20 protein-coding genes and 1 pseudogene are annotated in these 20,562 nt (G+C 68.2%); 8 read left to right on the top strand and 13 right to left on the bottom strand.

Annotation, left to right across the window (positions count from 1 at the left end):
• Positions 1-347: 347 nt before the first annotated feature.
• The 4 genes and pseudogenes from ACSHXC_RS00950 to ACSHXC_RS00935 all read right to left on the bottom strand — a co-directional run bounded on the left by ACSHXC_RS00950 (position 348) and on the right by ACSHXC_RS00935 (position 3,312).
• The gene (locus ACSHXC_RS00950; RefSeq protein WP_438289665.1) at positions 348-464 is read right to left on the bottom strand and encodes an MFS transporter small subunit; all 117 of its coding nucleotides are present in this window, start codon (positions 462-464) and stop codon (positions 348-350) included.
• On the bottom strand, positions 461-1,816 hold the full coding sequence (locus tag ACSHXC_RS00945; RefSeq protein ID WP_438296374.1) for an L-lactate MFS transporter: 1,356 nt from the start codon (positions 1,814-1,816) through the stop codon (positions 461-463). The genes ACSHXC_RS00950 and ACSHXC_RS00945 overlap by 4 nt, the downstream gene beginning before the upstream one ends.
• Positions 1,817-2,027: 211 nt before the next feature.
• Positions 2,028-2,468 (bottom strand): annotated as a pseudogene (locus ACSHXC_RS00940) (alkene reductase); the annotation flags it as partial.
• 298 nt (positions 2,469-2,766) lie between these two features.
• On the bottom strand, positions 2,767-3,312 hold the full coding sequence (locus ACSHXC_RS00935) for a hypothetical protein (RefSeq protein ID WP_438289664.1): 546 nt from the start codon (positions 3,310-3,312) through the stop codon (positions 2,767-2,769).
• Positions 3,313-3,618: 306 nt separating this feature from the next.
• Here ACSHXC_RS00935 and ACSHXC_RS00930 point away from each other — a divergent pair, with 306 nt between their 5' ends.
• The 3 genes from ACSHXC_RS00930 (at position 3,619) to ACSHXC_RS00920 (ending at position 6,109) form a co-directional block, all read left to right on the top strand.
• Complete coding sequence (locus ACSHXC_RS00930) at positions 3,619-4,050, top strand: SDR family oxidoreductase (protein WP_438289663.1); 432 nt, start codon at positions 3,619-3,621, stop codon at positions 4,048-4,050.
• 52 nt (positions 4,051-4,102) lie between these two features.
• Positions 4,103-5,122 carry an NAD(P)H-dependent flavin oxidoreductase gene (locus ACSHXC_RS00925; RefSeq protein WP_438289662.1) on the top strand — a complete coding sequence of 340 codons (1,020 nt, stop codon included), beginning with the start codon at positions 4,103-4,105 and terminating at the stop codon, positions 5,120-5,122.
• Positions 5,123-5,902: 780 nt separating this feature from the next.
• Complete coding sequence (locus tag ACSHXC_RS00920) at positions 5,903-6,109, top strand: DUF5988 family protein (RefSeq protein ID WP_438289661.1); 207 nt, start codon at positions 5,903-5,905, stop codon at positions 6,107-6,109.
• A gap of 86 nt (positions 6,110-6,195) precedes the next feature.
• On the opposite strand, the gene ACSHXC_RS00915 is transcribed toward ACSHXC_RS00920, so the two are convergent.
• The 4 genes from ACSHXC_RS00915 to ACSHXC_RS00900 form a co-directional block, all read right to left on the bottom strand.
• Positions 6,196-7,650 (bottom strand): hypothetical protein, encoded by a 1,455-nt coding sequence (locus ACSHXC_RS00915; protein ID WP_438289660.1) that lies wholly within the window; start codon positions 7,648-7,650, stop codon positions 6,196-6,198.
• A gap of 335 nt (positions 7,651-7,985) precedes the next feature.
• Positions 7,986-9,257, bottom strand: coding sequence for an acyltransferase family protein (locus ACSHXC_RS00910; protein WP_438289659.1), 1,272 nt, complete (start codon positions 9,255-9,257; stop codon positions 7,986-7,988).
• Between the two features lie 370 nt (positions 9,258-9,627).
• Positions 9,628-10,530, bottom strand: coding sequence for a hypothetical protein (locus ACSHXC_RS00905; protein WP_438289658.1), 903 nt, complete (start codon positions 10,528-10,530; stop codon positions 9,628-9,630).
• Complete coding sequence (locus ACSHXC_RS00900) at positions 10,527-10,865, bottom strand: PadR family transcriptional regulator (RefSeq protein ID WP_438289657.1); 339 nt, start codon at positions 10,863-10,865, stop codon at positions 10,527-10,529. Before ACSHXC_RS00900 ends, ACSHXC_RS00905 begins: the two co-directional genes overlap by 4 nt.
• 671 nt (positions 10,866-11,536) lie before the next feature.
• Here ACSHXC_RS00900 and ACSHXC_RS00895 point away from each other — a divergent pair.
• From ACSHXC_RS00895 to ACSHXC_RS00885, 3 genes are all read left to right on the top strand, one after another.
• Complete coding sequence (locus ACSHXC_RS00895; protein ID WP_438289656.1) at positions 11,537-11,884, top strand: hypothetical protein; 348 nt, start codon at positions 11,537-11,539, stop codon at positions 11,882-11,884.
• A gap of 295 nt (positions 11,885-12,179) precedes the next feature.
• Positions 12,180-12,485 (top strand): hypothetical protein, encoded by a 306-nt coding sequence (locus ACSHXC_RS00890; RefSeq protein ID WP_438289655.1) that lies wholly within the window; start codon positions 12,180-12,182, stop codon positions 12,483-12,485.
• 288 nt (positions 12,486-12,773) lie between these two features.
• Complete coding sequence (locus tag ACSHXC_RS00885) at positions 12,774-13,946, top strand: acyltransferase family protein (RefSeq protein WP_438289654.1); 1,173 nt, start codon at positions 12,774-12,776, stop codon at positions 13,944-13,946.
• A 304-nt stretch (positions 13,947-14,250) separates the two neighbouring features.
• Here the strand turns inward: ACSHXC_RS00885 and ACSHXC_RS00880 are convergent, their stop codons facing one another.
• The 3 genes from ACSHXC_RS00880 to ACSHXC_RS00870 all read right to left on the bottom strand — a co-directional run bounded on the left by ACSHXC_RS00880 (position 14,251) and on the right by ACSHXC_RS00870 (position 16,761).
• On the bottom strand, positions 14,251-14,811 hold the full coding sequence (locus ACSHXC_RS00880) for a TetR/AcrR family transcriptional regulator C-terminal domain-containing protein (RefSeq protein ID WP_438289653.1): 561 nt from the start codon (positions 14,809-14,811) through the stop codon (positions 14,251-14,253).
• Between the two features lie 649 nt (positions 14,812-15,460).
• Complete coding sequence (locus ACSHXC_RS00875; RefSeq protein WP_438289651.1) at positions 15,461-16,192, bottom strand: SDR family oxidoreductase; 732 nt, start codon at positions 16,190-16,192, stop codon at positions 15,461-15,463.
• A 29-nt stretch (positions 16,193-16,221) separates the two neighbouring features.
• The gene (locus ACSHXC_RS00870) at positions 16,222-16,761 is read right to left on the bottom strand and encodes an NAD(P)H dehydrogenase (protein WP_438289650.1); all 540 of its coding nucleotides are present in this window, start codon (positions 16,759-16,761) and stop codon (positions 16,222-16,224) included.
• A gap of 213 nt (positions 16,762-16,974) precedes the next feature.
• On the opposite strand from ACSHXC_RS00870, the gene ACSHXC_RS00865 reads away from it, so the two are divergent.
• Positions 16,975-17,595, top strand: coding sequence for a hypothetical protein (locus ACSHXC_RS00865; RefSeq protein ID WP_438289649.1), 621 nt, complete (start codon positions 16,975-16,977; stop codon positions 17,593-17,595).
• Between the two features lie 310 nt (positions 17,596-17,905).
• Here ACSHXC_RS00865 and ACSHXC_RS00860 read toward each other — a convergent pair whose 3' ends face one another.
• Entirely contained in the window at positions 17,906-18,181 is a 276-nt protein-coding gene (locus tag ACSHXC_RS00860; protein ID WP_438289648.1) for a hypothetical protein, read from the bottom strand.
• A gap of 789 nt (positions 18,182-18,970) precedes the next feature.
• Positions 18,971-19,549 (bottom strand): winged helix-turn-helix domain-containing protein, encoded by a 579-nt coding sequence (locus ACSHXC_RS00855; protein ID WP_438289647.1) that lies wholly within the window; start codon positions 19,547-19,549, stop codon positions 18,971-18,973.
• Between the two features lie 112 nt (positions 19,550-19,661).
• Between ACSHXC_RS00855 and def the strand changes: the two genes are divergently transcribed.
• Complete coding sequence (gene def, locus ACSHXC_RS00850; RefSeq protein WP_438289646.1) at positions 19,662-20,324, top strand: peptide deformylase; 663 nt, start codon at positions 19,662-19,664, stop codon at positions 20,322-20,324.
• The last annotated feature ends 238 nt before the right edge of the window (positions 20,325-20,562 follow it).

Genomic DNA, 20,562 nt, shown 5'->3' with positions numbered 1-20,562 from the left:
TTCACCACCGCATGAGTAGCTCCGGAGAGGGGGGCGGGCCTGTCCAGTTCGCAGTGGTCGAATTCGTCGATGCGCGGGGCAGCCGACACACGTTCCAGGCCGGCTCATCCGGGGGCAAGGGTCTTCCCATGGGGGTCGGGTCCCGGTCCGCTACCTTCCCGACGCCCCCCAAAGGCGCGGGTGGCAGTTCTTGTATCCCATCATGCTGGCTGCCGACGTCCGGGTGCGGCTGCGAGGCACCGCGTCCTGGCGGTGCCCCGCCAGTATCGCGGTGGCGTTCGTCGCCCTGGACCTGTCGGCGGATACCGAAACCGTATCCCGGCGGATCAACCGGCCTGGTGGGGTCGTCAGGAGCCGGTGAACAGTTGCTTGAGCTTGAGCCCCAGTTCGTACATGCCGTACGCGAACGGCACGCCGACCCACAGCCAGGCGACGGCGAACAGGGCTTTTCTGCGGACCGTCATGACAGGGCTCCCTTCTCCGGGGCGAGGAGTGTCGACTCGCCTTCGGCGGACGGGGGTTCATGGTGGCGCGGGTGGACGGGGCGTACTAGCTCGTTGGCCGCGAAGCCCACCGCGAGGAGCCCGATCATGATGAAGAAGGAGGTGGTGTAGAGGTCCGGTCCGGTGCGTCCGGCCTTCTTCTGCGCGTCGGCGATGGCATTGACGATCAGCGGGCCGAGGACGCCCGCGGTGGACCAGGCCGTGAGCAGCCGGCCGTGGATCGCACCGACCTGGTAGGTGCCGAAAAGGTCCTTGAGGTAGGCGGGAATCGTGGCGAAGCCGCCGCCGTAGAAGGAGAGGATGACGGCGGCGCAGACGATGAACACAGGCTTCGATGCGTTGCCGGTGAACGCGATGAGCAGGTACATCAGCGCTCCGATGCCGAGGTAGCCGCGGTAGACGTTCTTGCGGCCGAGGAGGTCGGAGGCCGACGACCACAGGATCCGGCCGAGCATGTTGGCGAGCGAGAGCAGACCGACGAAGCCCGCGGCGGCAGCCGCGGCGACTGGTGACGCCGTACCGGCGAAGAAGTCCCCGATCATCGGCGCGGCCTTCTCCAGAATGCCGATTCCGGCGGTCACGTTCATGCAGAGCACCACCCACAGGCACCAGAACTGCGGGGTGCGCACGGCATTGCGGGCGGAGACCTGGCCGGTGGCGGCCGAGGTCGCGTTCGCGGGCAGGGAGGGGGGCCGCCAGCCGTCCGGGGGCAGCCGCACCAGGAGCACGCCGAGTGTCATGAAGACCGCGTAGCCGACCCCCATCACGAGGAAGGTCCGCGCGATGCCCGCGGAGCCCGCGCCGGAGGAGGAGAGCAGCTGGGTGGAGAGGGGCGCTGCGATGAGGGCGCCGCCGCCGAAGCCCATGATGGCGATGCCGGTGGCCATGCCCGGCCGGTCGGGGAACCATTTGATGAGGGTGGAGACCGGCGAGATGTAGCCGATGCCGAGTCCGATGCCGCCGATGAAGCCGTAGCCGAGGACCACGAGCCAGTACTGGCGGGTGGCGGCGCCGAGCGCGGCGACCAGGAACCCGGAGGAGAAGCAGACCGCCGAGACGGCCATCGCCCACCGGGGCCCGTTGCGCTCCACAAGAGTTCCGCCGAAGGCCGCGGAGAGGCCGAGCATGACGATGGCCAGCTGGAACGGCAGGGCGGACGCGGTGCCCGACAGGCCGAGCGAGGACTCCAGGGGCGGTTTGAAGACACTCCAGGCGTACGCCTGGCCGATGGCGAGGTGGATGGAGAGCGCGGCGGGCGGCACGAGCCAGCGGCTCCACCCCCGTGGGGACGGCGTGCGTGAGCGGGCGAGCATGTCGCGGACCGTACAGCAGACCAGGAACTCCCGGAAGACTGCCGGTCGTTGGCGGAACGGGACCGTCATGGCCGGCGGCAACAGTGTGTCCGACATGGCCGGCCTGCTTGACGCCGCAGCCACGGACCTGAGCCCGAGCCTGTGGCGCAAGCAGTACGGCTACTGGACCGCGGAGGGGATGACTCCTCTGGAACCCACCGCCTTCCTGCTCGGCGATGGGAAGTCCGCCCCGCAGCCGCTCGACCAGGTCGAGGTTGGCGAGGAAGGCGCGGCCGAAGCTGATGAGATCGGCGCCCAGGCTGAGCCAGTGGTCGGCGTCGTCGCGGCCGGTCTGCTTCGGCCCCATCGGCAGCACGGGGTTCATGACCAGGGTGCCCGGCCACGTCCGGCCCAGGGCGACGAGCATTTCTTCGTCGGCGGTGGCCTTCAGGTGCACGTATGCCGGCCCGAAGGGGGCCAGTTCGGTGAGCAGTGCGGTGTAGAGCTCGCGGACGTCGGTCTCCTCGACGCCCCAGAACGTTCCGCCGGGAGAGAGCCGGATTCCGGTCCTGTCCCCGCCGACGGCCTCGACGGTGGCGGCGACGGCTTCGACTGCGAACCTGATTCGGTTGGCGATCGAGCCGCCGTAGCGGCTACCTAGTAAAGGTGCATTGGGCGTTGCCGCGGCGAATGATGCTTCGAGTGCCCTGGGCGGCCCGCTGATGAGAAGGCTCCGGAACCGACGCGCTTGGTTCCGGTGATCGACATTCGACGACCGAATCTCACCATGAAGGTGGCAGCATGCGTTCAGCTGTAAATCGGTAACCGATCGTCGCTCTGATGGCGGCCGTGCTCGGCGCCGTACAAGTTGTCAGCTACGCGTCGTCCGCACAGGCGGACGAGGATTCCAATTCCAGCAGCTCCTCAACGGAGAACGCCTTCCGGACGGCGACATCGTTCAGACGACCCCCCTAGAGCCAGCTCACTCGCATGCTGGCGGCCGTCCCCGAACCCGTGTCTCCCGCCCGACCGAGTTCCCCGGACCACACTCGCTCCAGCAGCCTACGGACGGTATCCGTGATCTCGGGTGCCGCCGTGCGCAGTGCGTGGGCGTCCGATGCGGGGATCTCGTCCGGAGAGCTGCTTGTTTCCTTCAACAGGCGTGATACGTCGTAGAGTTTGTGGGTCAGCCACGACAGGGGATCGCTGGACAACTCCTCCACGAAGACCCTGGGGCCGGGCTCCCATCCGGCGAAGTCCGGATGATGGTGCGCCCGGTCCAGGTTGCCCGGGGCAGAGTTCGTGTCCTGGAGGAGATCGACCCGCCACAACGGGCGCCCGATGGAGATGGGCCGTGCGGAGTAGATGGATCCGGTCAACTCGCCGCGCTCGAAGATCCGCAGCTCCAGCCGCACCCCGCGTTCGGGGGTTTCTTGCCCGGGCAGCGGATTCGGGTCAACGAAGTAGAGGTCGCTCACCACGACGCCGACCCGCTCGAAGCCGAATGCGTACAACACGTCAACCCCCAGGACGCTTGTGGAAGATGCGCCTCGTTGCGGTGCAGAGCCTACGGAACTCCGCCCCTCTGCCGCACCGTTCCGAATCGGCCAATGCCCAGGGCGCCGACTCGCGCGATCCAGTACCAGGGCGGGTCCGAAGGGGGGCAGCGACGAGGCTGGTGGGCACGTCGCGGTCCCTGGCGACGTTGGTCGAGAGCAGCGAACAGGTGCCGCACGCCGTGTGGGCGGGTGTAGCCGCCCGGCGCCGGAGTTTCCGGTCAGGGGCCTTGTGCCTCCCGCTTGTTCGGCCCGCTGCCGGCCGGGGTGGGGCAGTTCGACATCACCCACGAGGATTCGTACGCCGACCTCATCAACACCGCCGTACGCACCTACGGACGGCTGGACGGGCTGTACAACGTGGCGGCCGGCCTGTCCACGGCCACGATGAGCGGCGACGCCGATGTCACCTCGGTGCCGCTGGACCTCTGGCAGCGGACGATCGACATCACCCTGACCGGAAGACGGCGTCGCACACTTCAACTGAGGTCCGGTCCAGGTGACTTGGCGCCGCGGTGGCTTGCGGCGTCATGCAGCGGGTGCGACCCGGTCGGCCCGTTCAGTCAGGAAGGTGCACTGCCGCATGGCCGACTTTCGCTGCTTCACCCGGTGCGTGGCCAGGAGGAAAATGCGCGGCGGACGCCTGCCCACGTCGGTCCTCGGCTGGCCGGGGACCTTCGCCCACACGCCCGTCCTTGAAGCCCTTCAGCCCTGGAAGTCCCTGAAGGCGCCGTTGCGAAAGGAAGCCGGCATGAGTGTGCTGTCCACCAGACTCACCGAGAGGTTCACCATCAAGTACCCGTTCGTCTGTGCCGGAATGGCCTTCGCGGGCGGCACCTCGGGACTGGCGGTGGCCGTCTCCACAGCCGGAGGTATCGGCGCGGTGGGTGCCGGACTGATGCCTCCGGACACACTGCGGCAGATCATCCATGAGACCCGGAAGGGGGTGGGAAGCGCTCCGTTCCACATCAACCTGATCACGTACTTCGACAACAGCGAGCTCGTGCGCATCTGTGCCGAGGAGCAGGTGCCGATCGTCTCCTTCCACTGGGGGCACCCTCCCACCGAACAGCTCAAGCAGCTGCACGAGGCCGGGATCTCGGTGTGGGAACAGGTCGGCTCCGCAGATACGGCCAAGCGCGCCGTCGACGACGGCATGGAGGTCGTCATCGCCCAGGGCTGGGAGGCCGGCGGGCACAACTACGGCGGTCTGCCCACCATGGTGGGTGTACCCGCCGTGGTGGACGCCGTGGGCGAGCAGGCGCTGGTCCTCGCCGCGGGTGGCATCACCGACGGACGTCAGGTGGCCGCGGCCCTGTGCCTGGGTGCCGACGGCGTGTGGGTGGGAACCCGGCTGGTCGCCTCCCGCGAGGCACAGGTACATCCCGAACACCACCGACGGCTCATCGCCTCACAGGGCCAGGACACCGTACTCAGCGGAGTCTTCGGTCCGGAGTGGCCCGACTTCAACCCGATGCGGGTCCAGCGCGACCGCGTGGTGGCCGAGTGGAACGACCGGCTGGCTGAGGTACCGACCCATCGTGACGAACTCGGACAGGTCGGCACCACGGTCTTCCAGGGAGAAGAGACCGTACTGCGCAAGTTCAACGTCCTGCCGCCCGTACCCGCAACCAAGGCCGACTGGGAGGAGATGCCTTGGCTGATGGGGCAGGGCGTCGGGCTCGTCCATGACATTCGGCCTGCCGGAGACATCGTCCGGGAGGTGATGGGCCAGGCCGAGCGCGTCCTGACGACTCGACAGCAGCGGTGAGGGGCCGGTCGGCAGGCCGCGCAGCACGCGGTGCCGGCCTTCCGCAAGAACAACCGGCCGTCCGATCCGGTCGGAACTCCCCGTCTCCAGTTCAGGAAGGCCGAGCTGTGCGACGCGATGCTCTGCGAGAACGGCCCTGCCAGGCACGGCCGGGGTCGGCTGCTCCCGTGTCGGCGAGGCCTGCCCCTCCGAGCTGCCCGGACAGGATGGCGGGCCCGCCGAGCTTCAGGGAGCCGAGGTGGTCGTGCTCGGATTCGTGGAGGCCGCCGATGTAGGTGTACGACTTCGCGTTCGCCGTTTCCTCTGCGCAGGGGATCGACGTGGGGCAGGCGGACCTGGTTTGCAGATCGTCGACGCCAGGGAGCAGGGTCGGATGACGACACGTGAGGTGATCGGTTTCGTGCCGGCCGTGTTGGCGAGCCTGCTGTGCCTGTGGGGCGGTGTGCGGGAGGCGCGGTTGCGTCAGTACGGCGTACACGCCGAGGGGGTGGTTGGACCAGAGGATGGCCCCGTCGGAGTTGTCTGCGGGACAGGGCGAGCCCTTCGCATGGTTCTCCCACCCAGGTACGTCGGATGTGGCTTTCAAACTTCTGCCGCTTGTGACTTCCATTGATTGGCCACCCGACCCCCGACACCCGACGCCCCACGACGCCCCGGCTGTCAATGAGGAATTGCTCCGTAGGGAATCGACGCGCGTAGTGATTGGACCACATGGCTGATCCAGCCGCGTCAGCGCGCGCATCAGGCTTCCTGGGGCGACTGAGTGGGAACTACGAGGTCATGAGTATCGAGGCCAAAGCGTTTCTTGAGGGCGGTCCGGACGAGCTGCCCGAGCGGATCGTTCCGATCCAGCCTCCCGGGACCGAACTCAAGGTTCCCTTCCGGGGCGGGTACGAGCATTTCAAGGCGACCTCGCGGCACGAGGAAACGGCCCAGGGCCGGCTGCCTGTTTACGAGTGGTGGGAGCGAACGGAGATCGCTGAGTAGAGATCCTCATAGGCGGCTGTCCGTGTGCCGGGCCGGGGAGCGCGGGGCGACCGGTGTCGGTGGGGGAGCGGGTGATGTGGACTCGCTCAGCCCAGCTTCCATTTCTGGCCCAGGAGGAAGCGGTCCTCGCAGGCGTAGACGAGGGTTTGCTGGACGTTGCCGCCGCCGTTCTGCTTCACGTACATGTCGGTGAGGCACTGTCCGTCGGTGGCGCTGAGGATCGACACCCAGCCGTCGCCGAGGTCCTTGAGCCGCCATTTCTGGTTGGCGGGCAGCCGGCCGGCTCTGATGGAGTCCTGGCCTCCGTCGGCGTTCCACAGCTGGCCCCGGTTGTTCTCCGCCTTGCGGTCCAGGACCAGAGAGGGATTGCCCGACGGGGACAACGAGACGGTGCCGTCGCCGTAGCGGCGCAGGATCCAGTACTCGTCGAGGTCCTTCTGGTCGCCGACCCAGCCCAGCGTGTACACCGGGGTCGAGTCGCCCATACTGTCGCGGAACATCCCCAGGTAGCCGCCGCGCTGGCCCGTCTCGATGCTCACGCGCTGCTCGGACGGGCCCGACGGGCCGCCGCCCGTGTCGCCTCCGCCACCACCGCTCTCCGGCCTCGGCTTCGTGCCCGTCCCCGGAGCCGGGGCCGCCCCAGGGGCTGGGGCGCCCGGCCTGGGCTGCCCGTCTGCCTTGGGGGCCGCGGGCGCAGTCGGAGCCTGTGATGCCGGTGGTGACGGCGGGGCCTGACTGGCCGCCGGGGCCTGGGAGTTCTCCTGGGGCGAGAGGAGGCCGGCGCTCTCCGGTTTCTCACTGGCCTGAGTCTTGATGCTCGGGTCGTGCTGGAACCACACCACGGCCAGTGCCAGCGCCGCCGCCATCACTACCGAGCCCGCGGCAAGGACCCAGCGAGGGAACACGGACGGCTGAACGTAGGTGCCGTTGAGTACCTCGGGTGTCGTGGACCCGGCCCTTACCACCGAGACCGAGAACGGATGCTCGGTGCCGCCGCCGACCCACTTCACCTTGCCCGGCCTGATGTCCAGCTCCGCGAACCCGGCCCGGCCCGGCGCCACCCGAACTGCCCCCGGTACCACCTGCACCTCGACCGCGTCCCCGTTGTCCCGGGACGAGAACGACGCTGTCAGCGGTTGGTTGCCCAGGTTGTCCACCGCGACCCGGCCCACGGCGCGCCGCCACCCGCGCACCCGGCGCGGCACCAGCTCGGCCCGTGCCTCGCTGAACGCGCCAACCGTGATCCGGCCCTCGGTCACATCCGCCGCATCAGGCTGCCCACCGGGCTCGACCCGTACGCCGAAGGGCAGCGGGCCCGCCGCCACATCCGACGTGCGCGGCGGCGTGAACGTGATCTCGGCAACCTCCTCCGTACCCGGATAGAGCCGCAACACGGCGGGCTCGACCACCGCCCAGCCCGCCCCGTCCCCAAGCACGGACAACCGGTACTCCTCAACCGTGTCCCCCGTATTGCGCACCCGCAGCCTCACCACGGCGCTGTCCCCCGGGGCGACCTTCGTCGCGGCAGGCTCCAGCAACATCCACATACTCACCCGAGGATTCAAGCGGCCCAGAAGGAACGGGGCTGCGACGGAGCGGACACCTCCGGAGGCACTCCCATCTGCCCGATTGCACCACCCATCCTGACGGAGGCCACAGGCGCCCTCTCCTCGGCCAGCGACGCACGCCGTGTCACGGTGTGGTTCGAATACGGCGGTGAGAGCGAGCCCTGGAAGCAGTCCAGGGAAACCGAATGCTCGTACAGCAGCAACAACAAGCTGCCCATCACCGTCTCCGCAAAGCTCTCCCGCGGCGAGAAGCTGGAGCTGCACATGGCTTACACACCGATGCCCGTAGTGCCGTCCGGCGGGTCTTGTTACTCGCCCCATCGGACATCCCCTGGTTGGTGGCGTTCTCCGTCTCCGGGGCGGGAACGACCAGGGGGTGAGGGTGTGGGTTTGTCCGGCGGGCAGTGAGCGATGGGCGGGGTAGACCGGTCTTGCTCGGTGTGGTTGGGGTCGAGGGCGGCAGTGAGGTGGCGGCGTAGTAGGCGGCCGAGTTTTTGGTCGACCAGGTGGTTCAGTGCGGCGGCCAGGAGGAGGGAGAGGAGGAGTCCGAGGCCGATGGAGGGGAGCAGGCCGAGGCTGGGGAGGGTTTTGAGGATGCCGCGGGTGAGGGGTATGCCCAGGCTTTGGTGGACGAGGTAGAAGGGGTAGGTCAGGGCGCCGGCGGTGATGAGGGTTCGCCATTGGAGGAGGCGCAGCGGGCCGGAGCCGGCCAGGGCGAGCAGGACGAGGAAGGCGGTGAGGACGGTGGCGCTGATGGGCCAGTTGGAGTTGGTGTGGGTGGCGACGCGGTCGTTCAGGACGGTCAGGGTGTAGCACCAGGCGAAGCCGGTCAGGAGCCACAGGAGCAGGTTGGGTCCGAAGCGGTGCATCAAGTAGAGCGCGATACCGGTCACGAAGAGTCCGGCGTATTGGCTGAGGAGGAACTCGTCCAGGACGGTGGAGTGCAGTTCGCGGCCGATGGAGGCCAGGACGAGCCAGAGGAAGCCGAAGGCGATGGCACGCCGGTAGGTCAGGCCGATCAGCAGCAGTACGCCCATGAGCAGGTAGAAGCGGGCTTCCACCCAGAGTGTCCAGGCGACGCCGGCGGTGAAGTCCAGGCCGAGCGGGCTGGGGATCATGGTCAGGTTGCCGAGGGTGGTGCGCAGGTCGGTGGGTGCTCCTGAGCGCTGTCCGGCGAGCACGGTGACGGTACCCGTGGCGACGATGATCAGGACGACGGCCCAGTACAGCGGGAAGAGCCGGGCGATGCGGGAGACGGCGAACTGCGCCGGGGTGCGGCCCCAGCAGCTCATGCAGATGACGAAGCCGCTGATCAGGAAGAACGCCTCGACGCCGAGCCAGCCGTAGCCGCTGACCGCGTGGATGAGAGGTGCTGCCTGCGGCAGGTCGTATGCCTCGCCCCAGAAGCGGGGGGTGGGGGTGCCCAGGTAGTGGTAGGCGGCTACGGCAGTCGCCGCGAGCATCCGCAGCCCGTCGACCGCTGCCAGACGCCCAACTCCGGCTGGCACATGGGTTGTTCGCTGTTTGTCGGCCCGGGCTGGGCGGGGCAGGATGTGGGCAGCTTTGGTGGGTGCGGGCATGGAAACTCCTGTGGCCGGGCGGCCGGTCGAAGAGGGCTGCCGGTAGGGGGAGGCGAGGGGCGTACCGCCCCCTGATCGCCGGGCGCCAGGGGGCAGAGCGAGGCGGGCGGTTGTGGACCGGGGCGGCGCGGGGGGCATGGCCTGGCGCACTTCTTCATCGCTTCTTCTTCGGCCCCGGCGCCCGACCCCGGGCGCGCGGCAAGGGCAGCCGGGGCCCGAACCCGCTCTGCTGCCGACGACGGTCGAAGCGTGGCTCGGCCAAGATTCAGGTGTCTCCGGCACTCTGCGCCTGATCCCTGGCCACTGGTGATCAGGAGGAGGCCGCCCCGCCGTTCCTGCCGCGTGCCAGTGCTCGACAACTTGGCTGAGTTCAGGCGGGGTTCATCGTGTCGGGGCGGTTGCTGCGGCGCAGCCGCAGGGCAACGGCGGTGACGGCGAGGGCGCCGACGACGGTCACGATCTCTTCGCTCTGTGCCCAGCCCGAGAAGTACATCGTGACGATGAACGGCGCGGCGGCGCAGGCGAGTTGGGCTGTGGTGCGAATCCCGGCGAAGGCGCGGCGGCCTGCCAGGAGCAGGGCCGCGGCCAGCGGGACGCCGAACCGCCAGGGGAAGAGCAGGCCGATCCCAAGCGGGTCGATCACGGCGACCGCACCGACCAGGAGGACGGCCCAGGCCACCAGTGCGAGGACTCCTGCCGTGCCGCGCACCCGGCGGGCCGGGCGCAGGTCGGGCGGGCAGGCCAGGGGGAGTACGGCGATGATGATCGGCGCGAGCAGGAATCCCCAGAGTTCCCACCGCAGGTCGTGCGGCATGCGCCAGACCGGGTAGAGGAAGGTCACCGAGCTGCCGACCGCCCCGGCGGCCGCGCACAGCACTCCGGGGAGGTAGCGCCCGGCCAGCGCGACCACCGCGCCGATCAGGGTCAGCAGGTAGCAGCCGTTCATGAGGGTCATGAGCGGGCTCATGCGGTCGGCGGTGCCTGCGGCGCGCATGACGTACCAGTCGCCGGCGCTCCCGATGAGGTTGAACGCGGCGTAGGCGGCTGTCGCGGCCAGGGCGAAGGGGGCGGCAGCGGCGAAGAGGCGTCCGCCCGGGTGCGCGGAGCCGATGCCGAGGCGCAGCCGCAGGGCGTGCGTGACGATGTCGGCGGCCTCGCGGAGGCGGGCCCGTCGGCTCGCTCCCTCGGTCGCCTCTCGGTAGGACTCGGCTATCTCGTCGCCGAAGGCGCGGCGGAAGCCGGCCGGATACAGGTGCAGCCATGCGGGGTTCACGTGGTGGCCGCCTTGCCGCTGACGCCCAGGCGCCGGGTGGCCTCGCGCGCGGTGGCCGCGATCCGCTCGGCCTCGACGGCCAGGGCCGCGCGGCCGGGAGAGGTCAAGGTGTAGGTGCGCCGCAGCCGGCTGTCGACGACCTCCTCCTTGTGCACCTCGATCAGCCCCTGCTGCAACAGACGCTCCAGCGCCCCGTACAGCGTGCCGGTCCGCATCTTCACCCGCCCACCGGAGATCGCCTCCACTTCACGCGCGATCGCGTAGCCGTGACGTGGCTCGTCCGCGAGCGCAGTGAGGAGGAGCAGGGTCGGTTCCTGCATCGCACGGTCAGTCATGACACCACCATATGTCATTCACCGGCATATGACGGAATCGGCCTCGATGATGTCGATGGATCAGGCCGCCATGGCGCGTGCTTCGGGTGAGGTGTTGGACGCCTCGCTGCGTGAGCACACAGGCGGGCTTCCGTTGAGACCGGCCGCCCCATGGCTACGAGCTGCACGCGGGCGAACCCTGCGGCGCCGCGCTCGCCGTCCGCTGTCTGCGGGAATCCGGCGAAGCGGTCGAGCCTCCTACCGGAGGGATGGCCGGCCTGGTGACCGGGATCCGCGCGGGCGCCCTCACCCTGCGGGCCGTCGCCGCGACCCCGCGCTCATGGGCGGCCTGAACGGCTCGCGCCCGAGCACGACCGGCAGGGCCGGCTTTCCGCGCCCTGCGGACAACACGCTGACTGAGATCCAAGGGACCACACGCTCTGCGGTGACTGCGCACGTGAAGGTGCGTACTTTTCGGCTTGAACGGATCACCGCAAACGGCTTCTACTGTGACCCCGAGCGACCGGCGGCTCTCCTGATGCGCCGTACCGAGCTGCTTGCCGGCCCGTCCCGGAACCGGAACCGCACCCATGACTTTCAACCGGGTTCTGGATGCCACCTGTTGGCGCAGGCTACGTTCGAATGCAAGGTGCTCCCTACCGAAGGCATCAGGACAGAGAGGGAAGAAGAGTATGCGCAAGTTAGCGTTAGCCGCCGCGGGGCTGTCCCTCACCGTGGGTACGCTCGGCCTCGCTGTAGCGCCCGATGCCGCTGCGGCGACGCCCTGCCCATCCGGAGCATTCTGTATCCGTGAGACGAACGGCACCATCCTGAGCAAGAACATCTTTTACAGCTACGGCGCCCACAACCTGTCGAACGTGACGGGCCTGCGTGTGCTGGTCAACAGCCAGACCGGTGGCGCGGGCTTCACGGTCTGCTACGGGTACAACGGTGTCAACTGCTCCGGCGTTTCCCGTGCTACGGGCGAGTACGAACCGTACGACATGACGCCGATCAACTCCGTGGTCCTTGTGAGGTAGTCGACACCGAGGCACCCCGCAGTGCGTGAGAGTTTGCAGCGTTCGCCACCAGGCCGCGACGCGGGCTGTGGCACCTGGCCCGGAGGCGGGCGGTGCCGACCGGGCGCGTCGAGGCGAAGCTCTCGACCACGTCCTGACCATCGATGAAGCCCACGCCCGCCGCGTCCTGTCCGAGTACCAGAACCTGCCTGAGGGTGTCGGGTCTCCTGACTCGACATACCGCCGCCGATGTCTCCCTGCTTCTGATCACGAGTGAGCGGTCCTGTGCTGCGCGCATGTCGATGGGGCCGAAGCCGTGTCCGTGGTGCACGCCCATCGTCCTGGGCGACGACTCGGCCGCGTTCTACCGCCGGCGGGTTCGCGAGGACGCCACCAGCCCGGGGCTCATCGCGGGGAGATCCTGGAGAAGGAGCGCGAGGCGGCCGCCCGCGCCTTGGACGACTACGACGCCAAGAACCACCTGCGCTCCCTGGAATTGAAGGCGGCGGATCGGCTCTGTCTCGCCGCGTCGAACAGCTCGCTGGTGGTGGGCGAGCTGACCACGACGTGGTCGATCGGGCCCGAGAGCGGCCCTTCCCGCTCCGTGTACACCCCGGCGTAACCGGTCTCCACCGCAAGCGGCAGCCCGGCCAGCCGCAGTGCCTGTCAGATCCGCTCCACCAGGTACACGGTTCGTGGGTCCCGCCCCGGCGCTGCCCGTCCGGTGAGTTCGCCACGGCGCTGTCCTTCTTGGGGGCGCGCGGCTGGTTGTGACGCGCTCCGAATTGCATCCGGGCGCCCTGAGGCACGGTTGGGTCGCTATGGTTCAGGCGGTTGGAATTGGGATTGGTTATGACAGCTTGATCGGGTATCAACTCGGTGGCCCTGAAGGCGGGGAAGAGGCGGTCGCATGCTTTCCCCTACTGACTCGACGAGGCTTCCGTCGCTGACCGGACTGCGTTTCCTTCTGGCAGCCGCTGTCCTGATTGCTCATGTCATGGCGGGTTCGGCACTTTTCAGCGAAAAGGTGCAGGCTGAGCTTTCGAGCGCTGCGACGCCGCTGGCCACCTCCGCGGTATCCGGGTTCTTCGTCCTCTCTGGCTTTGTGCTTGCCTGGTCGTACCGGCCGGGGAATCGTGTCCGGGCTTTCTGGCGACGCCGTTTCTGGAGGGTCTACCCCTGCCATGCGTTGGGGTGGTTTCTGGGCGCGCTCTTCTTTGTCGTCACGACCGCCCCCAGCCCCATGGCGGCCGGCGGCAGGCCAGCCATGCGGGGCGGGGTGGCAGAGCTGTTCCTGGTGAAGGTCTGGGTGCCTGCGCAGGAGGTATTCAACGGCTTCAACGACCCTTCGTGGTCTGTCTGTTGCGAGGCCTTTTTCTATCTGCTGTTCCCGCTGCTGATTCCTGCGGTCCGCAGGCTGACCCGGACCGGGCTGCGCTGCGCGTGGCTGGCCCTTGGCTGCGCGATCCTGGTGTTCCCCGCCGTGGCGCTGGAGCTCGGCGGGCGAGTACTCCCGGGCTGGCCGCTCGGTCTGAACACACTCTGGTTCAGCTATGTGTTCCCGCCGGTGCGGTTGGCGGAGTTCGTGCTGGGAATGGTCACCGCGCGTCTGGTCCAAGTGGGGTCCTGGCCACGGTTGAACGTGCCGACTCGTATCGGAGCCTTGGTGACGGCAGTCGTGGCAACTCCATTCGTTCCCCTGCCGTATTCCCTCGGGGCCGGCTATGGGGTGCCTTTCTCCTTGACTATCGCAGGGCTGGCCATGGGAGACGTTCAGGGCCGGATCGGTTTGCTCGCCCGGCCGGCCGTGGTTGCACTGGGGGAGGCGTCGTATGCCCTTTACATCGTTCACTTTCCTCTGTTGATGTCCGCCCGGCAGGCCGTCGGTGTACAACACCGCTTCGCCGTGCTGAACGGAGTCCTGTTTGCCGTGGGGCTGATGGTGGCGGCACAGGCGGTCGCTGTTCTGATCCATCGATGGTACGAACGGCCAATCCAGGCGCGCTTCGCTCACCCGGCTCCAACCGATCCGGGACTGTGGGGAGTTACTGTCGGACCCGTAACGGTTCAGGCACCAACCTGACAGAGTCCGGTGGGGTCGCTGGGCTTTGCGTTGCTCCGGGCCTTCATCAAGTCCTGCATGGCTCTGACTTACCGTCACGGCACGAGCGGGTTGTGAGCCTCGCCCACAGCCCGCTCGCGGTAGGCATCACCGATCTGGCCGGCGAAGCAGTACCGGTAGTTGCACACCCCCAGGGAGGTGGGCGTTCCCGCGGGCCTGATGACGCTCTTTGAAAAACGGCCACTCTCTGCTCGGGTGGCCCCGTACCGGCTCAGCGGATCTCCCCACCCGTCTGGGGCCCTGAGCTGCGGGACCGGCCGAGTACCTACGCCCCGGTTCGCTGTATCAGGCCGTTCAGAATGAGGGCGAGGCCCGCTTCGAACGCCGACTCGTGATCGATCACCGGCACGTCAGCGGGTAGCGCCGCGCTGTCTGCGGGGGCGGTGTCTGCCTGCTCCTCCAGGACGCTGCCGACCGTGAAGCGGCCGGCAGCCAGCATCGCCATCTGCGCGTCCCGCTCGGGGACGCCGGAGGCAATGAGGAATTCCATCTTGCGGCGGATCCGGTCGAGGTCGCCGGTGGGGGTGCTGCCGGCGTGGAGCCGTGCGCCGTCCCGGCGCATCAACAGGGTGCGCCGGAAGCTGCGCGTGTTGTCCGCGAACCAGTCGCGCCAGTCGTCCTCGGGTGTCGGCAGGGGCGCGGTCGCATGGGGTTCCATCGCCGCCTCCGCCATGGCGGCGAGGAGGTCCTTCTTGGTGCGGAAGTGCCAGTAGAGCGATGGCTGCTCCACATTCAGTCGCTTCGCCAGCCGTCTTGTGCTGACGGCGTCCAGGCCGGCCTCGTCGAGCAGGCCGAGCGCCTCAGCGATGACGGCCTCGCGGTTCATGTCTTCCAGGCCACCACCGTATTGGCTTGCTTCCTGCGCATCCCCGACCTCGCCGCACGCCTGTCGAAGGAGGACCGCGGCGGCAACTGGGAACTCCCCGACAATCCTGCGCCGACCAGCGCCGCCTGAAAGCGGCCGGGCAGTTCGCGACAACAGCCGTCATCACCACGGCCCGGCCGGTGGTGTGAACCGCGGCAGGACGAAGAAGCCCGCCCCTTGCCGATCAGCGGCCTGCGTTCGCGGCCTGAGCCGCGCTTCAGCCCCGGTACGTCTCCAGGAGGGTCAGCCTCCGGCGCTCACTCCTGACGCCATCGCCGCACGTAGCGCCGCCCTAGGCGCCCTTGACCAGGCGAAGGTCTCGCACACACCACGAGTCGGCAGCCCCGGCCAGCGTGTATGTCGCTCGCCGAATCTCCCCCTCTGTTGAACGACGGCTGTGTGCGGGGAAGTCACGACTGAGCAGCGCGTCTGGGGCTACTGGTACGAGGCATCCCCGGGCCAAGTCCGCGAGGATGTCCCTCATCAATGTGGTGCTGATGAGCATGCGCGGATGATGGCAACCGCCACTGACAAAGGAGCCCGGGTCTCCGTGGGCGCCAACTTGCGGTCGCCGCAGCTGTGTTGACGATCTGACCCGGACTGGGGGCGGTCAGCCGTTGAGCCAGTCCCGGTAGTGGGTGGGCGCCAGGCGGGCGTCGGGGCCGGGGGTGAGCGCGTCGCCCTCGACGGCGGCGAACAGCCCGGCCTGGTCGTCCACGACGACGGGCCGCTCGTCGCCGCGGGCGGCCAGGGTGATCCGGCCGATCTCGTCGAGGGTGAACGCGTCGGGGCCCGCGACCTCAAGGATTCCGCCGAGCGGCGCCCCGGTGGCCACGTCCGCGAGCGCGTCGACCACGTCCGCGCTGGCCATGGGCTGCAGCGGCGTCGCGGGCAGCCGCACGGCGCTCTCGTCCGACGTCCACGACATGGTCGGCTCCATGAATTCGAAGAACTGCGTGGCACGCACGATCGAGTACGGCGTCGGACCGCCGCGCAGCAGCTCCTCCTGGAGCGCCTTGGCACGGTAGTAATCCAGCTGCGGTACCTGGTCCACACCGACGATGGAGAGCGCGACCTGGTGCCGCACGCCCGCACGCTCGCCCGCGGCGAGCAGATTGCCCACCGTGGTGCGGAAGAACGCGATCGACTGCTCGTCGAAGGTGGGCGAGTTGGTCACGTTGACGACGGTATGGGCGTCAGTGAGGGCCTTGTCGAGACCGGCCCCGGTGAGCAGGTCGACGCCGGACGACAGCGAGGCCGTCGTGACGTCGTGGCCATGGGCGGTGAGTTTGGTGGCGAGCTGGGAGCCGATGAGGCCCGTGCCGACGACGGTGATTTTCATGGTGTGCCCTTCTTCGTGAGTCGAGCGGGTCAGGCTGCCACGCCGGTCTTGAGCGGGCCGGCCAGGCGGACCACGCGCCGGGCCTGGTGACGGGCCGCGTTGAGGGTCTCGTCGCCGACCGGGTTGTCGCCCTGTCCTTCCACGTGGGACGTGCCGTAGGGGTTGCCGTCGACGAACTTCGCCTGGTCGGTGTAGCCGGGAGCGGCCAGTACGCCGCCGAAGTGGCGGATGGAGTTGTACAGCGCGAGCAGCGTGGACTCCTGGCCGCTGTGGGCGAGCTGCGAGGAGACGTTCCCGAAGCGGGCGGGCGTACCGAAGATTGCGCCATCGGCCCACTCGACGTCTCCCGGTGTTGCGACGGGGATGCCCGCACTGGCGGTGGAGTGCGCGGCCCATGCCTCGTGGGACGCGATCGCGATCGCGGATTCGGGCGCGAGCTCGACGGCCCTGAGCAGCCGCACCTCGGCGCCAGCCTTGCCGCCCGCCTCGGCTGTCTTCTGGGCGATCTCGGCGCTGAAGCCGGTGGAGGAGTAGTAGTAGATGACAGCGAGCTTCACTGCGCTGCTCATGTGATGTCTTTCTGTACGCGATCCATGGCCTTGAGGCGTGCACCTTGCGACGCTCTCGAACGCGTTCCAATGTAGGTTTCCGGCACTTCCATCGAAAAGGTCAGCCCCTGTCAGAATGTGGTGAAAACAAGACACGTGCGGCTCGGTAGGGCAGAGGAGCACAGTGCGGAGAGCCGTGGAGGACAGCGCCGAGCCGGAGGTGCTCCGCGTGCTGTGCACACCCACCGCATCGGCTTCCACCTGCTGCCAGTCGACGACGGTCCGGTTACGCGCGTGGTGGACTTCGACATGTATGAACTCATCGCCGGTGACTTCCTGCTGTGGATCCGTCCTGGCCAGGTGCACCGTTCCACCGCGCCGATCTCCCCCCGGCGCCTCGGGCCGACCGTCCGTCCCGGATTCCTGCCGGGCGCGAGTGCCGGATCCATCGGCACTTACCGTTACGACCAGCCATGCGTACTGCGCCCGTCCGTCGCGCAATGGTCAGCGCTGCAGGGCTCGTTCGCACAGCTGCCTCGCGAGTACCGGGACGGCCGGCCTGCATGCCGCAGTCGTGCGACCGCCCCCGTCGCACGCGTCGGCGCGGTCATCGGATTCCCCGACGCGGCGAACTTCTCCACGCTGCGAGCCCAGGGCGCCGACCCCAAGCTCGTCCACCGTGCCGTCACCGCCGCACTCGCGGGCTACGTACACCTGCGGGCCCAGAGCGGTCAGTCCCAGCCGACCGCCGCCCCACGGCAGTCGCTCGCCGGCGCTGTCCGCCAAGAACTGGAACCCCAGGGCCGCCGCATCGCCCGCCTGGAAGAGCACCTCGGCCTCGCCGCAGAGGACTGACCGCCAATTCATCGCCAAGGGGCGGGATTCCTGGCCAGATCCCGCCGACCCCGAAGGCAAAGACACTCGGATCGCGTCGGTGGGCCGGCTCAGCATCGTGTTCTTCATCGACGAGCCGCTGCATCACTGCATCACCTGTATGTCATGGACTTCGTCCGGCTCGGGTAGCCAGACCAGTGGATACGGCAACAGCCTCGTCCCCGGCAGGTCCAATGCCGGGGACGAGGCTGTTTCGCATCGCAGCCACGCCCGTATCCACCAGTAGCCACCCCTATCCAGCAGGGCGGCTACGTGTGGAGCCTGCCCTGGCTCAGAACGCGCTGTTGTTGCAGCCCATGCTCGAACCCATGTGAGTGTTCTGGGCACCCGGGTTGCCCTCGCCGTTGAGCGCGTTGCCCAGCAGGCCGTTGAGGATGCCGACCTGGCCGAGGACGTCGACGTTCAGGTCGTGAGACTTGCAGTTGCTGCTTTGCCCGATGCCGAATTGGTCGCCCTTCCCGCCGTCGTGTGCCTGGGCCGTGCCGGCGGCCAGCATTCCGAGGGTGCCGACGGCAGCGACCATGACAGCTGCCTTGCGAAGCTTCATGTGATCTCCAATGGAGTGACGAGGATGCGATCCGTGGCAGATCGATTCCTTACGATCACGGAAATTAGTATTAGATGCTGCCAAAACGCCCGATGACGCGCCGAAAGCCGTGACCTTGTTGGGAACCACCCTGAAGCCGTAACGCGTAGGGGGGCGGGTCCTTCGCCGCGGCGGCTGATGCTGAGTCAGGCTCTCGCGGGACTGTGAGGGGTGCCTGGGGCGAACTTCGTGTTCGTGGCCGTCGACGGTGATCCGTTCGGTGTGCTGACGCGGAATGACGGTGCGCTGCTCGCGCTGGACGTACTGGGCAAGCGCCGTCAGGGCCCGCGTGAAGGCTGCCGTACCCCGCGCCGCCCAGTCCCTCCGCGGCGCCCCAGGGGATCGGCGAGGCCACGGGCTGCCAGCTCACCGACGATGAGGGCGGCCACCGGTGCGGAGCAGGACGCTCTTGGTGGTGTCGTAGGCGAAGGTGAGGCCGCCCGATGCCGCTGCTGGCGATCGTGAAGGTGGCCTTCTTACCGGGCTGTTGGACGGGGAGTTGTTCGATCCATACCTTCACCAGGGCTTCCAGTGCCTCCTGAAGGTGCGACAGGGGCGAAGCCAGTGGGCCTCCTGGCAGGTAGTCCGCGGTGTCACCTGGGCCGAGCCCGTATCTGCTCCCCGCATTGTTTTCAGCAACGGCCGAAAGGCAATGCGGATGCTGGCCCTGGCCGTCACGCCGCGGCTGTCGGCCACCCCCTGCCCGCATGGCCCGGCGGGGTTGCTCGGGCAGGGGCTGTGTCCACCTCCTCAGCTCTGGTCCGCATCGTCGGTCGCGTGGGGGAGCAGGGGGAACAGTCTGGTGATGAGAGCCACTGGTCGGGCGCCGTCGGGCCGGGCCAGGGGGCGTTGTTCGCGGTCTCGGTAGGGAGCGAGTGCCCGTCGGATGACGTCCGCGACCCGGCTCATCTCCTCGGGTGTCAGGTAGGCGACGGCGCTGAAGGCTTCGTCGCGGCGCCATTCGGGCGGCGCCTGATTCCGCTGGGTCAGCCATTGTTGCCAGCTCTCGTCCTCCAGGCCCCGGGCCAAGTCACCGAACTGCTCCTCCACGGGGGGATCGGAAGCGGGGGTGTGCTGCTTCAGGCGCCAAGGGCGTGCGCGGCCCCCGCTGTGGGGTGCTTCTTCGATGTATCCGTGGCGTGCGAGCTGCCGCAGGTGAAATGAGCAGAGCCCCGAGCTGTAGCCCAGCCGGGAGGAGGCTTCGGTCGCCGTGACGGCGCCGACTTCGGCAAGCAGGTCCAGCAGTGCTGTGCGGACCTCGTGCCGGCGCAATGCTTCACCGGTGCCGGCTGTCCGGCCGCCCGGGATGTTCAGGTCATCCTCAGTCACTTTGCAAAGTCTGCTACTTTGCAAAGAGCTTGGCAAGTGGTCCGTGCTGAAGACATCAGGTCGCGGCGTGACATCCGCGGCACCTGTGGCGTGCGCAAAAAAGGAGACAGCTATGTCTGTTCGTCACGAACGGTCCCGTCCCGTCGACCGACGAGTCCGTGTGCAAGGCCGCCCAGTCGACAGCTATCCATCACTGCCGCCGGAGACGGAGCGGGGTTCGGTGCGCCGGGTCACGGTGGTGGGCGAAGAGATCCTGAGCCGTCCGTGCCAAGAGGTGACCGAGTTCGGCTCTCCGGAGTTGTCGAGCCTGATCGACGACATGTTCCTGACGATGCATGTCGCCGACGGGGCCGGCCTGGCTGCCAACCAGGTAGACGTCGACCTGAGGCTGTTCGTGTACGACTGCCCGGACGACTACGGGATCCGGCATGTCGGCCACATCATCAACCCCGTTCTGGACCTGCCCGGTCCGGGTAGCCGCCAGCTTGTTGAGGACTACGAGGGCTGCCTGTCCGTGCCCGGTGCAGGCATGGCAGTTCCCCGCACCGACCGTGCGGTCGTCCGCGGGCTCGACAAGGACGGCAACCCCCTCGTCATCGAAGGGACGGGCTACTTCGCCCGGTGCCTGCAACACGAGACCGACCACCTCTTCGGTCACACCTATCTCGACCGGCTCTCCAAGCGGGATCGCAAAGAAGCGCTGCGGCAGATGACAGAACGCCGTGAGGACGTCTTCGCCCAACGCGCTGTCAAGGCCGCCGGCCTGGGTCGGTGAGAGCCGCTCGGTGGCAGTCCGGGCGCACCCGAGTAGTTTCTGTTCGTTGTACCAAAGGGACGTCCGCCGTGGAGCGGCCGAACACAACAGCTGGCTACGGGTCTGTTCTCGGCGTGGGCGACGAGCTGCTCACGTGAGTGGACAAGCTGGCCGGTGTTCTGTCGCATTCCAATTGGCGGGTGAAGGAACTCCGGCCTGCGGGGCTGCCAGATGGTCCGGGAACGCGGTAAAGCGCCGT

This window comes from Streptomyces sp. HUAS TT7, assembly GCF_051550175.1.
In the GTDB taxonomy this organism is placed as follows: Bacteria; Actinomycetota; Actinomycetes; order Streptomycetales; family Streptomycetaceae; genus Streptomyces.
The sequence above is the reverse complement of the archived record's forward strand: the minus strand, read 5'-3'. Positions and strand labels throughout refer to the sequence as shown.